Raw genomic sequence first — 17779 nt, 5'->3', positions numbered from 1 at the left:
GGCATATGAGTTTTCCCCTAGGAATAATTAGAATACAGGGATTTCTGCCTGTTCCTCATTAAACGTGAAGGCGTTTACTCAAACGCATTTTAATCAAAAACTTTAAATTTGAAGTAAATTCAAACCTTCATTTCAATTGTTCTAACCTGAACAGATCCGGCATGTTTTTAGTCGCCTGCAATCATGGTCTTGGCGGCAATGGAGCCATTCAGATCGGCTTTTTCCCTGTTGCGTCTCATCAAATAAATCAAACCAAGCAGGGTCAGCAAAATACCTGAACAGACAAAAGCTGGCACTACACCGAATGAGGTGACCATGAATCCACCTACCACCGGGCCCATAATATTACTGGCTGTCATAATGCTGCCTACCGTTCCAAATACCCTGCCTGTCATTGGCTCGGGTGTCTGTTCCTGCAACAGGATTTGAAAGGGTACAATCGCAAACCCAATTCCAACACCTGCCAAGGCAAAGAGGGATGCTAGCAGCAGATTGGCACCCAGCCCGGCGTGCGGCCAAATTCCAACAATAACACCGGCTCCGCCGATAACCAGACCCATGAGTATGGTACCCAGACCCATTTTCAAAACATGCCCTGCATGCTTCCACTTCCGCACACTCATCGCTGCAATTAATGTACCTACACCACTGGCCGCCACACACCATCCCAGCAGATCACTTGAAATTCCGGGAAGCTGTCTGAATAACACCACGGTCTGTGAATCGGCAAATTGCAGAAAAAGTATGGCTGAAGCAAGCAAGATCAGAGACGTTCCTACATGAGGGAGAGATGCGAGCATGCGGATGCCCTCCTGTGTATCCTTCCAAAAAGAGTCTTTAGGGCGGTTGCGAACACCCCCAGCTGTCTCTTCCTCTACTTCTGTTACGTTATGAATTGCAGATTGGATCACCCGCGTTCCAGGAATCCACAATAAAATGATGACGGAAATCAGAAAAGACGCTGAATCGAGAACAAAACACCAGGTGATGCCAAAAGCGGCTACCAACAGCCCTCCAAGCGCTGGACCGATAATTTTGGACATCTGTTCAATGATTGAGCTAATGGATACAGCTTGCGCAAGCTGCTCATGAGGTACAATTTCTTTCAGTTTTCCGTTCTTCGCAGGAGAAAAAATGACATCGAACAGGGATTTGAGGACAAGCAGTAGGTAGACATGCCAGATCTGATCAGCAAAAATCAACGCACCCACGATGATGATCCGTGCACCATCAGCTACAATCATCAGCCATTTTCGGTTTAGACGATCCGCAAGCGTGCCCGCGAATGGCCCTGTCAACAGAACAGGTAGTGCTGCAGATAGTGTGACAAATGTAATCTCCCATGGCGTTGCATTCCAGCGGATACCCACGAGGGTCAGGATTGCGAGCAGATGCAGCCAATCTCCCAGATTGGAAATGGCCTGAGCTACCATCAATGTTACAAAAGATCGGTTATTCTTCAGCGGTCGATGTCCTTCAAACGTTAAATCACTTGTCATGCTTCTTCTCCCCCATTACCTTCCGAATTCATGATATGAACTCATTATAAGAGAGCAGGGCTTGACTCAACCTCCTGCCAGAGGCGGAGAAGAAGCGGCACCTCAAGGATGATTTTTCGGTATGGTGAATGATCAAATTTTAAATGCTAAAAATGCAAATCTTGTGACATATCGCATGTTTTTCGTAGAAATAGAAGTTTACAATTAAACCATGGTGACAACCTGAATCTTCAAACATAACTAACCAACTAACCAACGCATATAAGTTGAAATTATTTTTAATATGAACAGCATAACGATGGGGATAACAGTGATTGGAAGGTTGTTCTATGCTCATCGTGGAAGGTTGTAACTTCATCATTTCAACTTATAAAACTAATCTGAAAAGGCGGGATCAGCATGCTGGAATTACAAGAAATCGGAACCGAACGTTCACTTCATCTGTACCGCACCTTGGCCCAGACATTCAAGAGCGTGAATGAACACGCTGTATCCGGAAGCAAAGTGCATGGCTTCAACCCCACCGCATACGGGGTGCTCGAAGTGTTATATATGAAAGGAGCTCAGCCGATTCAACAGGTTGGTGCACAGCTTCTGCTGCAAAGCGGGAATGTGACCTATGTGATTGATAAGCTAGAGCAAAAAGGATTGTTGCACCGCAAACATTGTCCGCAAGACAGACGGATCATTTTTGTGGAACTAACGGAAGAAGGCCAGCGCACCATGGATGACATCTATCCAGGCTATGCGATGAAGATCGATCGTGCTGTCAGTGGACTGAGTGAGGAAGACAAGGAATTGCTGTCCGAACTTTTGGGAAGGCTTGCACATTCTGCAGACCGTTTATCAGCGAACAGCTAGAGCTTATCTTCAAACCAGCCGAAAGCTGGAGCGTAACTGAATGTTCTGGAGCAGATATGGAGCGGGAGTCCTAACGAACCTGTGACGTCATATTCAGGGGTTTGAAGCGCTCGCAGCATTTTAAGGAATCTGACACACGCTATCCTTGAATAAACAGCCTTATACAAAGTGTTTTTCAGGTGATTTCGGGACATAACGTGTCTCATGTTTCTTACAATTTTAAAAGAGCAGCAGAAGGCCAAATAAGATGTCCTCCGTTCCTTAGAAATTTCGTCTGGAAGATTCACCAGGATGAGCATGTACTTTAAAATGCTTTTGACTCGGACATCCTCCAGCGTATCCCTCTCCTGAGTGAAGGTACACTCTAGTCCAATGCATGTGTGCCAATCAACAAAAAAACCGGATTTGCCTGACAACGGCGAATCCGGTTTTTCGTATACATCCACTTTTTACTTCGAGCCTTGAGGTTGTGGTGGAGCATCTGCATCTTCGGGTACAATTAAACGTTTGCGTAGAGCAAGCGTCGTTACCCAGGAGACCAGTGCAATGACAAACATAATGACAAATAAAGAATGCAAGCTTCCTTCCAGCACGCTCCGCAGTAGCGCCCACTTATCATCCGATAGCGCCGCATCCGTATGTGGTGCTAGCAGTTCGTTCAGATCATTCTCCGATATTCCGGCCTCAGCCAGATTCTGCTCACTCGACAACGTGGAGATCCGATAATTCAACCAAGTGCCAAAAGCTGCTGCACCAATCGTCTGTCCCAAGGTACGCATGAACGTATGCAGTGCCGTAGAAGAACCACGTTCCTTATATCCTACGGAAGACTGCGAGATAATGGTAAAGATCGTAAACGCAAATCCGAAGCCGAGACCATAAATAAAGGTCAAAATAAATAGCACAGCCTGCGGGGATGTCCCTCCCACCAGAAAGAGCCCACCCGATCCGACCGCAATGCCGGTTACTCCAATCAATGCGGTCAACCGTGATCCAATCTTCATCAGCAGACGACCTGCGAGCACACTACCAATGAGCCAACCGACCGACATCGGTGCGAGTAGCAACCCCGATTCAGTCGCATTCCCTCCCCGAACCCCCTGCACCCAGAGCGGCAAATAACTGGTCAGACCGATCATCAGGGTACTGGTTAACAATCCGGCGATATTCGCCACACGAATGTCCCGAATTCGGAACAGATGTAGTGGAACCATTGGGGCCTGAGCTCTTTTTTCCACCACAAAAAATAAAATAATAAACAGAGCGGCAACCACACTCAGTCCTACAATCAACGGAGAACTCCAGGCATAATACTGCCCACCCGCCGACAGGACAAATAACAATGCGGTAATGCCCACCGTGAAGGTCAGCGCACCGACATAGTCAATTTTGGCTGTCCGTGGAGAGATATCTTCCTTCAGGTAACGAAATACAAACCACATCGCGAGCAGTCCAAACGGCACATTAAAACCAAAGATCCACTGCCAACCAAGATTGTCTACAAAATAACCACCAAGCAGCGGTCCTGCCAAAGACGAAATCCCCCAAACGGAGCTGATCCAGCCCTGGATTTTGCCACGTTCTTCAATGGAGTAGATATCCCCAATAATCGTAAATGTAACAGGAACTACCGCCCCCGCACCAATCCCCTGAATAGCACGGAAAATGATCAATTGCTCCATATTCTGCGACAGACAGCATAAGAGTGAACCCAGCAAAAATAAGGCACAACCAATCAGAAATACAGGCTTTCGTCCGTACAAGTCACTAATTTTGCCGAAAATGGGCGTACTCACAGCCATCGTCAGCAGGTATGCAGTGAAAATCCAGCTCAGCAGTTGTACACTCCCCAACTCACTGACAATGGTAGGCCCTGCCGGACCAATTACGGTGCCTTCAATCGCTGACAGAAATGTTGCGAGCAACAGCCCCGTCAAGATGAAACTGCGCTTCAAACCTCCAGTTGCATTCACACGAACCCTTCTCTCTTTGTTCTCTATATAATTGGTGCTTCTCCAACTTTGTTCTGTTTCTTCGTTTACGTGTAAATAAAAAACAAATATATACTGTCTCTTTATTTGCCTTTCTTGCGAAGAAACTCATCATACAACATCGAATACATCACCATATCCTTGTATCCGGTGGATGTATGTTGCACCTGACGCAGCAGCCCTTCTCGCGTGAAGCCGCGGTTCGTCAGGAACTCACCGGAAGCCACATTACGCGGATCAACCAGCGCTTCAATTCGATTAAGCCCCATGGTCTCATACCCGAAGGGCAGCAATGCCGAGAAAGCCTCTGTCATATAACCGTGACGCCAATAGTCCCGTCCCAGCTCATAACCGATTTCCCCACGGAATGCGCCTTCAAGCTGCCATGTGTTGAATCCACAGCTGCCAATGAGCTTGCCTGTTTCTTTGAGTTCGATCCCCCAGCGGATCGCGTCCTCTTCCCCTGCCATTTGGTTGAGCAGTCCAATCATGTCCGCCGCTTCGCTTGTCCCAATCATGGGTGCAAGATTCATGTAACGGGTCACCTCGCGATCTGACCAGCATGCGAACATCTGGGCCGCATCCCTGCGACGCATTTTACGCAGACGAAGCCGCGCAGTCTCCATTTCGGGAATTCTTCCTTTGCATTTATACATATAAGACACTCCGATCCGATCCATCTCCGCAGACCATAAGATTCATTAGTCATCTAATCATAACCTGCGCCGAATGGCAACTGTTCAGTCACGGATACACGTCAAAAAACCGGGCCAATATCGCTCCCGGTCTTGTTGTCCGTATGGATCCATTCAAGTTTGAATGAATCACGTCATCGTGCTTGTCCGAATAAATTCTAGGCTTTGGACGTTTTCTTGTCCTTCGCCAGCAATTCGTCGCTAACCCGGCCAAGTACGGTGGTGATTTCCTTGAATTCTTCAATACCAGTCCCGGTTAGGCTCCATTGGTCCCCGTGGGCGGTCAGGAAGTTCTCCTGTGTCAGGTGTTCAAGCTCCTGCTTGATCTCCCGCTCTCCAACGCGATATCCCCGTTCTTCCAATAGGGGCAGCGCCTCGCTAACGTTCAAATCCTGATTTTGGGCGAAATATAGTAGATGAATCCGTACAAAAAGATTCTGTACCTCTGCATGCATAAGCCAAGCTCCTTCCCGGGTTGTAGCCCTCCGTGGTTGCTAAGTAATTACCCCACGCAAGAAGCTGAGAAACAGGAGGATTCTTCTGGTATTCCCTTGCCTTTCCGAAATCCTCCGCTTGACTAACCGCATACTCTGCACTATCTTGAAAATAAGTACCATTTTGCTCGGGAGGGTGATTTACATGTTTCAAGCTGTTTCCTATGAAGGAACACGAAGTGAGCAGCACACCGCCGTCCTGGGACAGTTAAGTGCTCTGATCCGCGATGAACCTAGTGCGATTGCCAATCTGGCGAACGCTGCTGCGCTGCTCAATGTATTTATGACCGACACCAACTGGGTCGGCTTCTATCTGTATGATGGAAAAGAACTGGTCCTCGGACCATTCCAAGGACTGCCTGCCTGTATCCGAATTCCACTGGGACGTGGGGTATGCGGCACATCTGCTGCGGAAAAACGTACCCTGGTCGTTGACGATGTTCATGCCTTCCCAGGCCATATTGCCTGTGATGCAGCATCGAACAGTGAGATTGTTGTACCTATTATCATAAACGGTGAACTGTACGGGGTGCTGGATATCGACAGCCCGATCAAAAACCGTTTTGATGACGAAGACCGCATCTTCCTGGAGAAAGCCGTAAGCCTGCTTACTGAGCAGTTGGAAGCAACCGTATCTATTTAGGAAATGATGAACAAGGTGATCGGAGACTTCATCACACACGATGGTGAATGACCTGTAATAACAAAGAGCGCAGTCCTCCTAGAGGTCTGCGCTCTTTGTTATCCAAGTTGTTTCACACCCATGTTCTTGCTCGCCCATGTTACTTTATGCATCTAGGATAGATCGTGTTCCGCTTTAATCATCATCCCGTCCCGCAGGAATTCAGCCAGCCTCGGGTGGTAACCATCATACATCTGGCGGAAATTTTTATGCTCTACATACAGATTGGCCAAATCCCGATAGATCTCAGCAGTGGGTGTATAATAACCTTTGATCCATTCAAGATGCCTGTCAATAATCCGTTGCACTTTCGCACTACCGGGTTCCAATCCATCCTCAATGGCCTGTTGCAAGTCAAGATGAACCTGATCAATTTTCGCTTGGGAATCCAGATAATCTTCTTTCGATTTTAACTCCTGGTCAGACTTCTGAACGCCCTCTTTCTGCATTCGTTTCACATCATTATTGACAGAGTTAGAACCCGATTCATTTAATAACTGATGACGCCCCTTATCCACAAAACCGATATACAGCTCATGTTCGTCCATTTCCTGTTCTCCTAGCAAATGCGCGATCGTTTTGTCCAGTGTCTGAATCAAACCATGCAAGCGGAGTGCCTTCTCCAGAATCTCAATGCGATGCTGTTTCATGATGCGTATGACATCCTGAGGATCATCCCTTAGCATAGGGCCAATCTCATTTTCCTCCATACCTACTTCCTTACAGAAAAGGATTTGCTGGAGTCTCATTAATTCCTGCTTTTCATAATAGATAGCTTCATCCGAATCCCCAAAGGCCGGATTCAGAAGACCTGTCTGCGCATACTGGCTCAGTTCGTTCAGACTTACGCCTGACATTCCTGATACATCAACCATGGAATATGCCATTTGAATACACCTCCTGCCTGTCCTGCAACTCCAGAGTTCAGGCTTATTATTTCATACTGCATTTTATTTGAATAATGAGAGAATATAAGACTTTCGGCAGTGCTGTACCGCTTCATTCCGCTCGTGCTATGGTTGGGTACATCATGCTTCGGTAATATTAGCGGCGTTTGGTCAGTTAAGTTGCGGTATGTTAACTATGTTATACCCGTCTCATCAGATGTGAACCCGCAGTCAGTGAAGAATCCGTATGTATTTTTTAAACTTTTTCCATGATCTTCAATTAAAAAATCCTGTGCCACTATTCTGGCACAGGAGCGTGTAGTTATATTTCCTTAACATACGGTATATTGAATAAAATAATGGAAGAAAGTTATCCTTTGTTAAACATGACAAACTTCAATTCTGTCATTTCTTCTACTGCATATTTTACACCTTCACGACCGATACCGCTCTGTTTCACACCGCCGTAAGGCATATGATCCACTCGGAACGTGGGAATATCATTAATCATAACTCCGCCTGCTTCGATCTGATCGACAGCATGGAGGGCGGTATGAATATCGTTTGTAAATACCCCTGCCTGAAGTCCGTAGATAGAATCGTTGACATGTTCAATACCCTCTTCAACGGAATCTACCGGATTGATCACCACGATGGGTGCAAACACTTCCTGGCAGGATACCTTGGCATCACGTGGAACGTTCACCAGCACCGTTGGACGCAGAACGCCTCCTTCAGCTTGACCGCCTGCTGCCACTTTAGCCCCGGCCTGTTTGGCTTCTTCAATCCAGTCGAGTGTACGCTGTACATCCTTGGAGGTAATCAGTGCAGACACCACCGTATCCGGGCTCAGTGGGTCTCCGATCACCACTTGTTTAGCCGCTTCAGCGAAACGCCGGATGAATTCTTCCGAGATATCACGATGTACGTAAATGCGCTGTAGGGAAATACATACCTGTCCCTGATACGTAAAAGCACCCGTCACACAACGCGGAACCACTTTGTCCAGATCTGCGTCCTTATCCACAATCACCGCTGCATTCGACCCAAGCTCCAATGTCACGCGTTTTAGTCCTGCTTTGCTGCGAATGCTCGTACCTACTGCTGGACTGCCTGTAAACGTAATATGGGCAACACGAGGGTGTTCAACAAGCACATCCCCAATAGTTTTGCCGTCACCACTCACAACGTTCAATGCACCATCCGGCAATCCGGCTTCCTGAAGCAGATTAGCGATGTAATAGGAGGACAGGGGTGTCTGCTCCGCAGGTTTGAGAACAATGGTATTGCCTGCTGCCAGCGCTGGGCCTACCTTATGTGCTACCAGGTTCATTGGAAAATTAAAAGGCGTAATCGCACCGATGACACCTAGAGGTTGCCGCATCGTATAGCCGATACGCCCTTCTCCCCCTTTGGCTGCATCCATCGGAACCGTCTCACCGGTCAGCCGCTTGGCTTCTTCGGCGGCAAAACGATACGTTTCCACCGTACGGTCAACCTCGGCCAGTGCTGCGGTAATCGGCTTCGCCGCTTCAAGCGCAATGATTCGCGCTGCTTCTTCCTTGCGTTCTTCAAGCATGGAGGACAACTTGTACAGAATATCTGCACGCTGATGTGCAGGCATCTGGCGCATTGCCTTCCCGGCCTGAACCGCAGCTGCAACAGCAGCCTCCGCTTCCTCGGCTGAAGCCGACGAGACTTCTGCCAGCGTTTCCCCGGAGTATGGTGCTTGAAGTGTTTTATAATCTACGGATTCGGTCGGTTTGCCACCGATGAACAGATGTTGTTTTTTCATATGCTGCATCCTCCATCCAATAATGACTACAAAAATATGACGGTATATTACCTTATCTATTTATACACTACTTTGGGCCCCTCAACCCACTCACTTATTTAACCGTCAGGACAGGGCACTCTGCATGTTTTAATACGCCATGGCTGACACTACCCAAAATCATCTCTGCGAGCATGCCTTTCCCGCCTGTACCTATTACGATCATTCCACAATCTCGTTCGCGCGCCACACGACAGATCTCATTGACGGGATCACCCGCAATCAGCAGGGTCTCATATGCAACGTCTCTTCCAGACAACTGTCTGGTCACAGGCTCTATGATATGTTTCCCTTCTTCAGCAATCCGAGCTTCCAAATCAACACCCAATGCAGGCTCATTAATAGAGATAGCAGGATTGACATGCACGATCAACAGACTTGCGGGTTGTTTCATATCCTCAGCCAGAATCAGCGCTTGCTCCAAAGCCTTATGCGCATGATCCGAACCATCAACAGCAACCAATATACGTTTCAGCATTGCAATTCCTCCTGTGAATTAATGAGATGTAATGGCGGAATCGATATCCCGCAGATGACGACGGCGTACTAACAGTACAACGACACCAATGAGAACCATTAATGCGCCAAAATAAAACGGTGTTTCCGGCAGGAACCACTCGGACAATTTACCTGCAAGCCATGGAGCAAGTGCACCACCAAGGAAACGAACGAAGCTGTATGCAGCAGAAGCAACCGAACGCTCCACAGGTGCAGCTTCCATAACAGCCGTTGTAATCAATGTGTTGTTAATCCCAAGGAAGATCCCTGCCACAATGACCGCCACTATAACGGTAGTTGGTGACCCCATCACCGTACCCATGGCCATAACAACCAGATCGATCGCGAACAATGTAAGCATGACACTCATGGACGGCACCGAACCGAATCGGCGTTGCAGTCTTGGAGCAACAAATACCGACGTAATGGCCAGCATCAGTCCCCAACCAAAGAATACATAACCCAAGCCGTGCTCATCCAGATTCATGACATAAGGTGAATAGGCCATCAAAGTAAAGAAACCAAAGTTATATAGGAAGGCGGTAATCGCCAAAGTTTTCAGTGAAGGATAACTTAATGCTTTGAACGGATCGGACAACGAACTGCGTGTTTTTGGTTTTGCCATTTTGGGCAACATAAATGTAATGCTGATAAAAGCAATTGCCATTAGTACAGCCACGCCATAGAACGGGCCACGCCAAGAGATGGAACCCAGCTCACCACCTAGCAGCGGACCAACTGCAATCCCGAGACCGAGTGCTGCTTCATACAAAATAATAGCCTTGGCTGTCCCTGAAGTGGACAGTCCCACAATAGCGGATAACGCTGTTGCGATGAACAAGGCATTACCAAGTCCCCAACCGCCCCGGTATCCAACCAATGCACCTACCGTGTCTGAGGTACCCCCGAGGAAAGAGAAGATAATAATCAACAATATGCCGCTAAGCAGCGTCCATTTCACACCGATCCGGCTGGATACGACACCCGTAATCAGCATCGCTACCCCCGTTACAGCGTTATAGCTGGTGAATAGCAGCGACACCTGGCTTTTGGAAGCATGCAGCTGATCTGCAATTGCGGGCAAGATTGGGTCAACCAGACCCAGACCCATAAAGGATATGATACATGCAAAGGCGACCGCCCATACCGCTCTCGGTTGAGACAGCAAGCCTCCACGGGATGACGGCAATTCGTCCGGTAATGATGGCTCTCTTTTCATACGTAATTCCTCCTGTGAATGATTTATGTGGTGAATTTTTTTATTTGAAAATGTTGCGAAAGACAATGAAAACCCGTGTTCATTTTCAGAATTAGAGGTGACAAAACGGCACAAATGACACCGGAACATCCGGTGTTTGTACAGGATTGCCACAGTCACTATGGTGCTCACTCCATGTAGCGATTATGTGTATATACAGTTTTGTATATAACTTTGATTGGCTTCGGGTTACCCGTCTTCATCACTCTGCGGATCGTGTGCCTGTAATTTCTGAATACCGCTCCGAACGCGTTCTCGCAGCTCTTCCAATTCAGTCTGTACGGCATGTATGCTCTGAAGTTTCTGCTCAATCAGTTGCAGCTGACCATCTAGTGTTGTTTCCATCGTGTTGAGCTTCTCAATACGCTCTCTCACTTCGGTCGTCTGCTGGTAGTCAAAACGTTGTTCGTTCAGTGCATCTGCTGTTGCCACATAAGTATGTAGCTCCTGAAGAGAGAATCCAAGTACCTCTTTGGCACGAACCACCTTCTTCAGAAAATTGATATCGTCACGAGTGTACAACCGCGTTCCGCCATCTGTCCGCTGAGGTGAAGGCATGACACCAATCTCTTCATAATACCGAATGGTTCGCTTGGTCAAACCGCATTCCTTGGCTACGTCATCGATTTTATATAAACTCATTTCCCTCACCTCTCTTATATGTCCGTAATGTTATGTATATAATTATATATAATATTGACGTTAACGTCAACGTTAGATTTCGTGCCTGAAGTCTTATCGAGTTTAGCAGCGTGTTCGCTTCTCCAATTTCAACAAAAAAAAGACCCGCTTCACTCGCGAGTCTTCCTCTCTACACTATTCATTTAATTCTCCTTAACCGTTCTGCTCATTTTGTTGCTGTTGCGCTCGCTGCATTTGCTTCAAACGACCTTCAACTCTGGTAAACAGTCTGAACGTATAGAACCCTGTAGCAACCAGACTCAGCACCAAAGCTCGTACATCCGTAAGCCAGAAACCGATAATGCCAAATATCGTGATAATCACACCAAATTGCATCATCAGATTGGCACTATAACTTTGCGCTTCGTCCCACAACTCGGGATTACTCATTGCACGCGGGGTTCGATACCCATATATCCCGTTAATCATTTTCGGTGGTTTTTTGAACACCATTAACCCCAGAATGAAATAGCACACACCAATGATGATCCCAACTACTGCTCCTGTCAAAACGTTCTCCCCTTCTCTGTTGTCTTCCATCGACCTGCTTACACTGGCACTTCGATGACAGAATAACCTTTCAGGTTATTTCGTCTTCTCCGTTCTCGTGTAAATTGTGCAGTCAGTTAGACTTATCTACATAAAAATATAAAAACGGCTCTACGTATATACGAAGAGCCGCCTGGATCGTTTCGTAAACTTAGATATTCTTCACACGAAGTACACGCATGGCGTTCAGGACAGCCAGTACTGTGACACCGACATCCGAGAATACCGCTTCCCACATGGTGGCAATGCCGAACACACCCAGTAGCAGGAAGATCGCTTTAACCCCCAGAGCAAACGCGATATTTTGCCACACAATCATGCGTGTACGCTTTGCAATGCGGATTGCGCTCGCAAGTTTGGACGGTTCATCGGTCATGATGACCACGTCTGCCGCTTCAATGGCAGCATCTGAACCGAGTCCACCCATCGCTACGCCCACGTCGGCTCGTGCCAGCACAGGTGTATCGTTGATACCATCACCGACAAACACCATTTTTTCCTTCGGAGATTTGGCCGCTTCCAATTGCTCCAGTCGTTCGACTTTATCCTGTGGCAACAATTCAGCATAGACCTCATCCACACCCAGCTCGCGTCCTACCGCTTCACCCACGGCTTTGGCATCTCCTGTCAGCATAACCGTTTTGCGGATGCCAAGCTTCTTCAGCGCCTGAATAGCAGCTGCTGCATCGTCCTTCACTTCATCAGCAATGATCAGATGACCAACATATGTGCCAGCTTCAGCAACATGCACTATCGTTCCGGCCGTCTCAGGTGTGGTATAGGATATACCGGCCTGCTTCATTAATTTAGCGTTGCCTGCCAGCACTTCCCTACCATCCACGCTCACCTTGATCCCGTGTCCGGCAACTTCATCATAACCTTCTACACCTTGCGCGGGAATCGCTTTGGCCCAAGCTGCGCGAATGGATTCGGCAATCGGATGATTGGAATTAGCTTCGGCAATGGCTGCCAGTTTCATTAGTTCTTCTTCCGTGCGTTCGCCTTCGGGGCGAATGGCTGTTACTTTGAATACACCTTTGGTTAGTGTACCCGTTTTATCAAAAACGACAACTTTCACATCGTTTAATGCTTCAAGATAGTTACTGCCTTTGACAAGAATCCCGTTACGTGAAGCCGCTCCGATACCACCGAAGAATCCAAGTGGAATAGATACCACCAGCGCACAAGGGCATGAGATGACCAGGAAGACCAATGCACGATAGATCCAGTCGGCAAATGTTGCACCACTGAGTATCAACGGCGGAACAAATGCAATCAGGGCTGCAAGGATCACAACAACCGGGGTGTAATAACGGGCGAATTTACTAATAAAATGCTCTGTTTTTGCCTTCCGGCTACTCGCGTTCTGCACCAGATCCAAAATTTTGGATACCGTTGATTCACCAAACGTTTTGGTTACTTCAATGGTCAACATCCCGTTTTTGTTTACAAATCCACTAAGTGCATCACGTCCGGGCTCCAGCTCACGAGGTACTGACTCACCTGTCAGGGCAGAAGTGTCCACCATGGAACGCCCAGCTTGAACGATACCATCCAGCGGTACTCGCTCTCCTGCCTTCACGACAATACGATCACCGATCCGTACGTCTTCCGGAGATACCCGCCGTGTCTCGTCACCCGAACCCGTCAGGATATTCGCGTAGTCCGGGCGAATGTCCATCAGGGACTGAATGGACTTACGTGACCGATTAACCGCCATGCCCTGAAACAGCTCTCCGAGCTGATAGAAGAGCATGACCGCTACCCCTTCCGGATACTCTCCAATGGCAAAGGCACCCAAGGTAGCGACGGACATGAGGAAGTATTCATCGAACACCTGACCGCGGATGATGTTTTTGGACGCCTGGAGCACGATATCTCCCCCGGCAATCAGATACGCGAGCGCATATAGGGTGAACTGTGCCCAGCCCTCCAGCGGCGACCAGATCGCAGCTGCGAGCAACACAGAACCGGCAGCAAGACGAGCAAGCAATATTTTGGTCTGACCTGCACCATGTTCATGTGAATGGCCTGCATGAGCATCGTGATCATGGGTATGGCTGTGATCGTGATTATGTCCAGCATGACTTCCGTGATCGTGTGTGTTTCCCTGCGGATCTCCATGATCATGAGTATGCGAGTGATCGCCATGTGTATGTGAATGTCCATGATCATGTCCGGCATGGTCATGACTGTGTTCGTGTGAACCAGCCGCACTCCCTGCATGAGTCTGTACATGTCCGTTTACTTGTTTTCCTTTTTCCGAGATACGAATATGAGGCTCCAGCCGAAGCACTTTGCGCTTCGCTTCTTCCACTACTTGTTCATCCATATCGGAGGTGGTGTGTAGCGATAATGTTTTAGTAACAAAATTGACGGAGCATTCATTAATGCCCTTAATTTTTTTAACGCCGTTCTCGATCTTTAATGCGCAGTTCGCACAGTCTAATCCATCAAGCAGCAGTTCCCTTTTCACCTGTTCCTGTCCGGTTCCCATGTGAATTCTCCCCTTTGCAGTACAAAAACAATGTTATCATCCAACTACATTCAATATATGAGCATTCATTCATATGTTTAATTACCCCTATTATATGCACGCCCAAACATGAGTGTCAACATCCGTTGTTGATTTTTCATACAGATTATGCTAATAGTAATCATTTCGCTTTAGGCCGTTTTTGGATATAATAGAGCTATAGTTGTTAACATAGGCGGTGATATGAAATGGAACAACCGGTTAAAGCACCAAGCGAATGTGATGCAACCTGCTCGGGTACTGAAGCGGATGTGCAGACGATTCGCACTTCACTCATAGATCGGGATACCTCTTCCGAGATGGCAGATTGGTTCAAGGCATTCAGCGACCCAACACGGCTACGTATTATTGATGCGCTGTTACAGAAGGAATTATGTGTGCATGACCTGACGGTTCTGCTCGACATGGGACAGTCGGCCATTTCACACCAGTTGCGTTCACTCCGCAATATGCGGATCGTCAAGCGGCGCAAGGAAGGCAAGACCGTGTACTACTCTCTGGATGATACTCATATTGAGCAGATTTTCCTGCAAACGCTCCAGCATATTAAACACAGCTAGGCAGCCGCCAAGCTGGTTCATGAAGAAGAACCCCCGCCTCTCGGCTATATGCCGATGGACGGGGGTTCTTCTTGGTAAGGATACCGTTTTGTACAGAATACAAAGTGACTATCCCTTCCCATTACCGATCAGTTGGAGCATACCACTTCGGTTATAAAAGATTGTTCTTGTTTGGATCGTACAGGCCGGATCTGTCCTTGAACCAGTTAAAGATATGCGATACACATACTTTCAGCACCGCGTATCCTGGAACAGCGAGCAGAATGCCTACGACTCCGAACAGATTACCCGAAGTCAGGATGACAAAGATAATCGTGATGGGATGGATCTTCAACGTTTTACCCATGATCTGTGGTGAGATGAATTTACCTTCGATTAACTGCACAATCGTCCATACCGCAACCATCTTCAGCAGCATCACCGGCGAAGTGACGAGTGCCACGATCAACGCAGGTGTAATGGCAATTGCAGGTCCCAAGTACGGAACAACACTTGTAAACGATGCGATTATTGCAAGAATCAGTGCATAATCCAGACCAATGACCATATATCCGATGTAGAGCAGAATACCGATGCAGAAGCTGACGATAATCTGTCCACGGATGAATGAACTGATCTGGTGATTGATGTCTTCCAGCACATGCATGGCGCCTGTACGACTCTTGATTGGCAGGAAAGACAGAATTTTCGCCGGCAGCTTCTTGCCGTCTTTCAGCAGATAGAACAGGATGAACGGGACCGTTACGATGGACAGCACGGTCTCCGTGAAAGCTCCGAGGAATCCGCCCAACTTGGTCCAGGTCGAGTTCAGAATTTCAGTGGCCTTTTGGGAGATGGTTCCCCACCAATCCTGAGAATTCAAATTCACCGTCTCCTGGAACTGACCGAACAGTTTACTGCCCGTAAGCTCCTCAAACTGCTGTTTTACCGTCTCACTGTACGTTGGGAAATTCTCAATCAGCCCCACAATCTGGTTACGCACAACCGGAATAACCGCCAACACGACGACTGTCAGAATGCCTCCAATTGCAAGATACAGGATCAGAATGGACCAGCCGCGCTTGATTTTCCATCTCTCCATCACATCCACAATCGGATTCAGCAGATAGTAGAGTATGCCTGACAGAATGATAGGTAAAACAATGGTTTTGATGAGTACTGCGAGTGGATGAAGAACAAAGGATACTTTGGTCAAAACCATGACGTTTAGTCCCACCAACAGCAGAATCAGCAGAAATAGGACAAACTTGTTGTTAAGAAAAAATCGCTTGAACCGCTCCGGCCAAACGCGGGGTTGCTCAGGTTGCTCCATAGGCGTGTCGTCCTCTCATATGTATCCTTAATCAAAACAAGCTGTAAATCTGATAAATGTCCCTTGCCTGAAAAAAATAAAGTCCCTTGTACAAGCCAACATATGTATAACTCTCTGGATTTATACGTATGGCGCTGATTAACCGTTTCAAATTAAACCGGTAAAGTCATTTTACCCCATAATGAGTCTTCTGCCCCACATGAATTATTTGAAAATTTTCCCTATTCAAAAACGGTCCGCCTCACTGGGAGACGAACCGTAAATTTGGATCTATAGCTTACTGTTAAGCCAGCTTTTATGGTGAAAATTTAAGATTAGGCTTTTCCCGCCAATTGTGCGATTAACTCATAGGAATGCAGACGCGCCTTATGATCATAGATCATCGACGTAATAATCAGCTCATCTGCCTGCGTCTGCCGAATGAAGGATTCCAGCTGTCCACGAACGGTTTCTGGGGAACCATTAACAGCGGCCTTCAGCGTCTGCTCCACACCAGCTTTCTCACGGTCCGTCCACTTGCCTTCCATCTCAGCCGGAGGCTGTACCAATCCCGTTGTGCCGCGAATAATGTTCAGGAACTGCTGTTGCATCGTTGTACCCAGCCATGCTGCTTCCTCATCTGTATCCGCAACAACAGCGTTGACCCCAACAATCACATGTGGTTCCTTCAAGTGATCAGATGGTTGGAAATTGTTTCGATACGTTTCCAGTGCAATCCGGGTGTAATCGGGCGAGAAGTGACTGGCAAAAGCAAACGGCAATCCCAGCTGACCTGCCAGACGTGCGCTGAAATCACTGGACCCGAGCAGATAGATTGGAATATTCAATCCTTCTCCAGGAACTGCGCGAACAGGCGCATGATAAGATGTCGCCGAAGCATCAAAGTATGCTCTGAGCTCTGCGAGCAGCTCCGGGAAATCTTCCCCGCTATTCAGATCTTTGCGTAGCGCAAGCGATGTCCGGCGATCACTGCCTGGTGCACGTCCCAGTCCCAAGTCAATTCTGCCAGGATACAAGGATTCCAGTGTACCGAACTGCTCAGCGATGACAAGCGGTGCATGGTTGGGCAACATGATACCTCCTGAACCCAGACGAATCGTTTTGGTTCCACCAGCCAGATATCCAATAACGACCGAGGTTGCAGAAGAAGCAATACCTTGCATGTTGTGATGTTCTGCTACCCAGTAACGGTGATATCCCCAACGCTCAGCATGCTGTGCCAGATCCAGACTGTTGCGCAAGGCATCGGCTGGTGTTGCGCCTACAACAACTGGAGCCAAATCAAGGATGGAAAGCTTAACGTCTTGGATATGTTCTTTATGAGATGAAGCTGTATTTTCTGTAGTCATTATCGTTTAATCCCCTCGATGATTATATTTTTGTATATCCAGATATATAGATTAATTAAATCGCAACTGGATGTAGTGATGTGATACTGAACT

General features: G+C 47.6%; 16 protein-coding genes. 3 read left to right on the top strand and 13 right to left on the bottom strand.

Features of this window, described 5'->3' with window-relative positions; all coding sequences use genetic code 11:
* Positions 1-167: 167 nt before the first annotated feature.
* Positions 168-1499 (bottom strand): MFS transporter, encoded by a 1332-nt coding sequence (locus MKY85_RS03235; protein WP_342571762.1) that lies wholly within the window; start codon positions 1497-1499, stop codon positions 168-170.
* 399 nt (positions 1500-1898) lie between these two features.
* Here MKY85_RS03235 and MKY85_RS03230 point away from each other — a divergent pair, with 399 nt between their 5' ends.
* Positions 1899-2360 (top strand): MarR family transcriptional regulator, encoded by a 462-nt coding sequence (locus MKY85_RS03230; RefSeq protein ID WP_339258681.1) that lies wholly within the window; start codon positions 1899-1901, stop codon positions 2358-2360.
* 449 nt (positions 2361-2809) lie between these two features.
* On the opposite strand, the gene MKY85_RS03225 is transcribed toward MKY85_RS03230, so the two are convergent.
* The 3 genes from MKY85_RS03225 to MKY85_RS03215 form a co-directional block, all read right to left on the bottom strand.
* On the bottom strand, positions 2810-4315 hold the full coding sequence (locus MKY85_RS03225; RefSeq protein WP_339261298.1) for an MDR family MFS transporter: 1506 nt from the start codon (positions 4313-4315) through the stop codon (positions 2810-2812).
* A 119-nt stretch (positions 4316-4434) separates the two neighbouring features.
* On the bottom strand, positions 4435-5007 hold the full coding sequence (locus tag MKY85_RS03220; RefSeq protein WP_339239394.1) for a GNAT family protein: 573 nt from the start codon (positions 5005-5007) through the stop codon (positions 4435-4437).
* A 197-nt stretch (positions 5008-5204) separates the two neighbouring features.
* Positions 5205-5501: a hypothetical protein gene (locus MKY85_RS03215; RefSeq protein WP_339239393.1), complete on the bottom strand. Its 297-nt coding sequence runs from the start codon at positions 5499-5501 to the stop codon at positions 5205-5207.
* Between the two features lie 184 nt (positions 5502-5685).
* On the opposite strand from MKY85_RS03215, the gene MKY85_RS03210 reads away from it, so the two are divergent.
* Positions 5686-6183: a GAF domain-containing protein gene (locus MKY85_RS03210; protein WP_339239392.1), complete on the top strand. Its 498-nt coding sequence runs from the start codon at positions 5686-5688 to the stop codon at positions 6181-6183.
* Positions 6184-6335: 152 nt separating this feature from the next.
* Here the strand turns inward: MKY85_RS03210 and MKY85_RS03205 are convergent, their stop codons facing one another.
* The 7 genes from MKY85_RS03205 to MKY85_RS03175 form a co-directional block, all read right to left on the bottom strand.
* Positions 6336-7109: a TipAS antibiotic-recognition domain-containing protein gene (locus MKY85_RS03205; RefSeq protein WP_342571761.1), complete on the bottom strand. Its 774-nt coding sequence runs from the start codon at positions 7107-7109 to the stop codon at positions 6336-6338.
* Between the two features lie 370 nt (positions 7110-7479).
* On the bottom strand, positions 7480-8904 hold the full coding sequence (locus tag MKY85_RS03200) for an aldehyde dehydrogenase family protein (RefSeq protein WP_342571760.1): 1425 nt from the start codon (positions 8902-8904) through the stop codon (positions 7480-7482).
* A 94-nt stretch (positions 8905-8998) separates the two neighbouring features.
* Complete coding sequence (locus tag MKY85_RS03195) at positions 8999-9421, bottom strand: universal stress protein (RefSeq protein ID WP_339239388.1); 423 nt, start codon at positions 9419-9421, stop codon at positions 8999-9001.
* An 18-nt stretch (positions 9422-9439) separates the two neighbouring features.
* Positions 9440-10660: an MFS transporter gene (locus MKY85_RS03190; RefSeq protein ID WP_339239386.1), complete on the bottom strand. Its 1221-nt coding sequence runs from the start codon at positions 10658-10660 to the stop codon at positions 9440-9442.
* 228 nt (positions 10661-10888) lie between these two features.
* A complete protein-coding gene (locus tag MKY85_RS03185) occupies positions 10889-11341 on the bottom strand; it encodes a MerR family transcriptional regulator (RefSeq protein WP_342571759.1) in 453 nt (150 codons plus the stop codon).
* A 192-nt stretch (positions 11342-11533) separates the two neighbouring features.
* A complete protein-coding gene (locus tag MKY85_RS03180; protein WP_339239384.1) occupies positions 11534-11890 on the bottom strand; it encodes an SdpI family protein in 357 nt (118 codons plus the stop codon).
* A gap of 190 nt (positions 11891-12080) precedes the next feature.
* On the bottom strand, positions 12081-14426 hold the full coding sequence (locus MKY85_RS03175) for a heavy metal translocating P-type ATPase (RefSeq protein WP_342571758.1): 2346 nt from the start codon (positions 14424-14426) through the stop codon (positions 12081-12083).
* A gap of 227 nt (positions 14427-14653) precedes the next feature.
* Here MKY85_RS03175 and MKY85_RS03170 point away from each other — a divergent pair, with 227 nt between their 5' ends.
* The gene (locus tag MKY85_RS03170; protein WP_339239382.1) at positions 14654-15025 is read left to right on the top strand and encodes a metalloregulator ArsR/SmtB family transcription factor; all 372 of its coding nucleotides are present in this window, start codon (positions 14654-14656) and stop codon (positions 15023-15025) included.
* A gap of 151 nt (positions 15026-15176) precedes the next feature.
* Here MKY85_RS03170 and MKY85_RS03165 read toward each other — a convergent pair whose 3' ends face one another.
* Together MKY85_RS03165 and MKY85_RS03160 are read right to left on the bottom strand one after the other, a co-directional pair.
* Positions 15177-16337, bottom strand: coding sequence for an AI-2E family transporter (locus MKY85_RS03165; protein WP_036614215.1), 1161 nt, complete (start codon positions 16335-16337; stop codon positions 15177-15179).
* A 314-nt stretch (positions 16338-16651) separates the two neighbouring features.
* Positions 16652-17686, bottom strand: a complete 1035-nt coding sequence (locus MKY85_RS03160) for an LLM class flavin-dependent oxidoreductase (protein WP_339239381.1) — start codon at positions 17684-17686, stop codon at positions 16652-16654.
* Positions 17687-17779 lie beyond the last annotated feature (93 nt).

This window comes from Paenibacillus sp. FSL R5-0749, assembly GCF_038595085.1.
Lineage (GTDB): Bacteria > Bacillota > Bacilli > Paenibacillales > Paenibacillaceae > Paenibacillus.
Note: the sequence above shows the minus strand (reverse complement) of the source record. Positions and strands in the feature narration are given on the sequence as shown.

Excerpts from the sequence above, each read along its gene's own strand:
- MKY85_RS03205 (WP_342571761.1), bottom strand. The coding sequence starts at position 7,109 with ATGGCATATTCCATGGTTGATGTATCAGGAATGTCAGGCGTAAGTCTG.
- MKY85_RS03235 (WP_342571762.1), bottom strand. The coding sequence starts at position 1,499 with ATGACAAGTGATTTAACGTTTGAAGGACATCGACCGCTGAAGAATAAC.
- MKY85_RS03220 (WP_339239394.1), bottom strand. The coding sequence starts at position 5,007 with ATGTATAAATGCAAAGGAAGAATTCCCGAAATGGAGACTGCGCGGCTT.
- MKY85_RS03190 (WP_339239386.1), bottom strand. The coding sequence starts at position 10,660 with ATGAAAAGAGAGCCATCATTACCGGACGAATTGCCGTCATCCCGTGGA.
- MKY85_RS03160 (WP_339239381.1), bottom strand. The coding sequence starts at position 17,686 with ATGACTACAGAAAATACAGCTTCATCTCATAAAGAACATATCCAAGAC.
- MKY85_RS03185 (WP_342571759.1), bottom strand. The coding sequence starts at position 11,341 with ATGAGTTTATATAAAATCGATGACGTAGCCAAGGAATGCGGTTTGACC.
- MKY85_RS03170 (WP_339239382.1), top strand. The coding sequence starts at position 14,654 with ATGGAACAACCGGTTAAAGCACCAAGCGAATGTGATGCAACCTGCTCG.
- MKY85_RS03195 (WP_339239388.1), bottom strand. The coding sequence starts at position 9,421 with ATGCTGAAACGTATATTGGTTGCTGTTGATGGTTCGGATCATGCGCAT.
- MKY85_RS03175 (WP_342571758.1), bottom strand. The coding sequence starts at position 14,426 with ATGGGAACCGGACAGGAACAGGTGAAAAGGGAACTGCTGCTTGATGGA.
- MKY85_RS03210 (WP_339239392.1), top strand. The coding sequence starts at position 5,686 with ATGTTTCAAGCTGTTTCCTATGAAGGAACACGAAGTGAGCAGCACACC.
- MKY85_RS03200 (WP_342571760.1), bottom strand. The coding sequence starts at position 8,904 with ATGAAAAAACAACATCTGTTCATCGGTGGCAAACCGACCGAATCCGTA.
- MKY85_RS03230 (WP_339258681.1), top strand. The coding sequence starts at position 1,899 with ATGCTGGAATTACAAGAAATCGGAACCGAACGTTCACTTCATCTGTAC.
- MKY85_RS03215 (WP_339239393.1), bottom strand. The coding sequence starts at position 5,501 with ATGCATGCAGAGGTACAGAATCTTTTTGTACGGATTCATCTACTATAT.
- MKY85_RS03165 (WP_036614215.1), bottom strand. The coding sequence starts at position 16,337 with ATGGAGCAACCTGAGCAACCCCGCGTTTGGCCGGAGCGGTTCAAGCGA.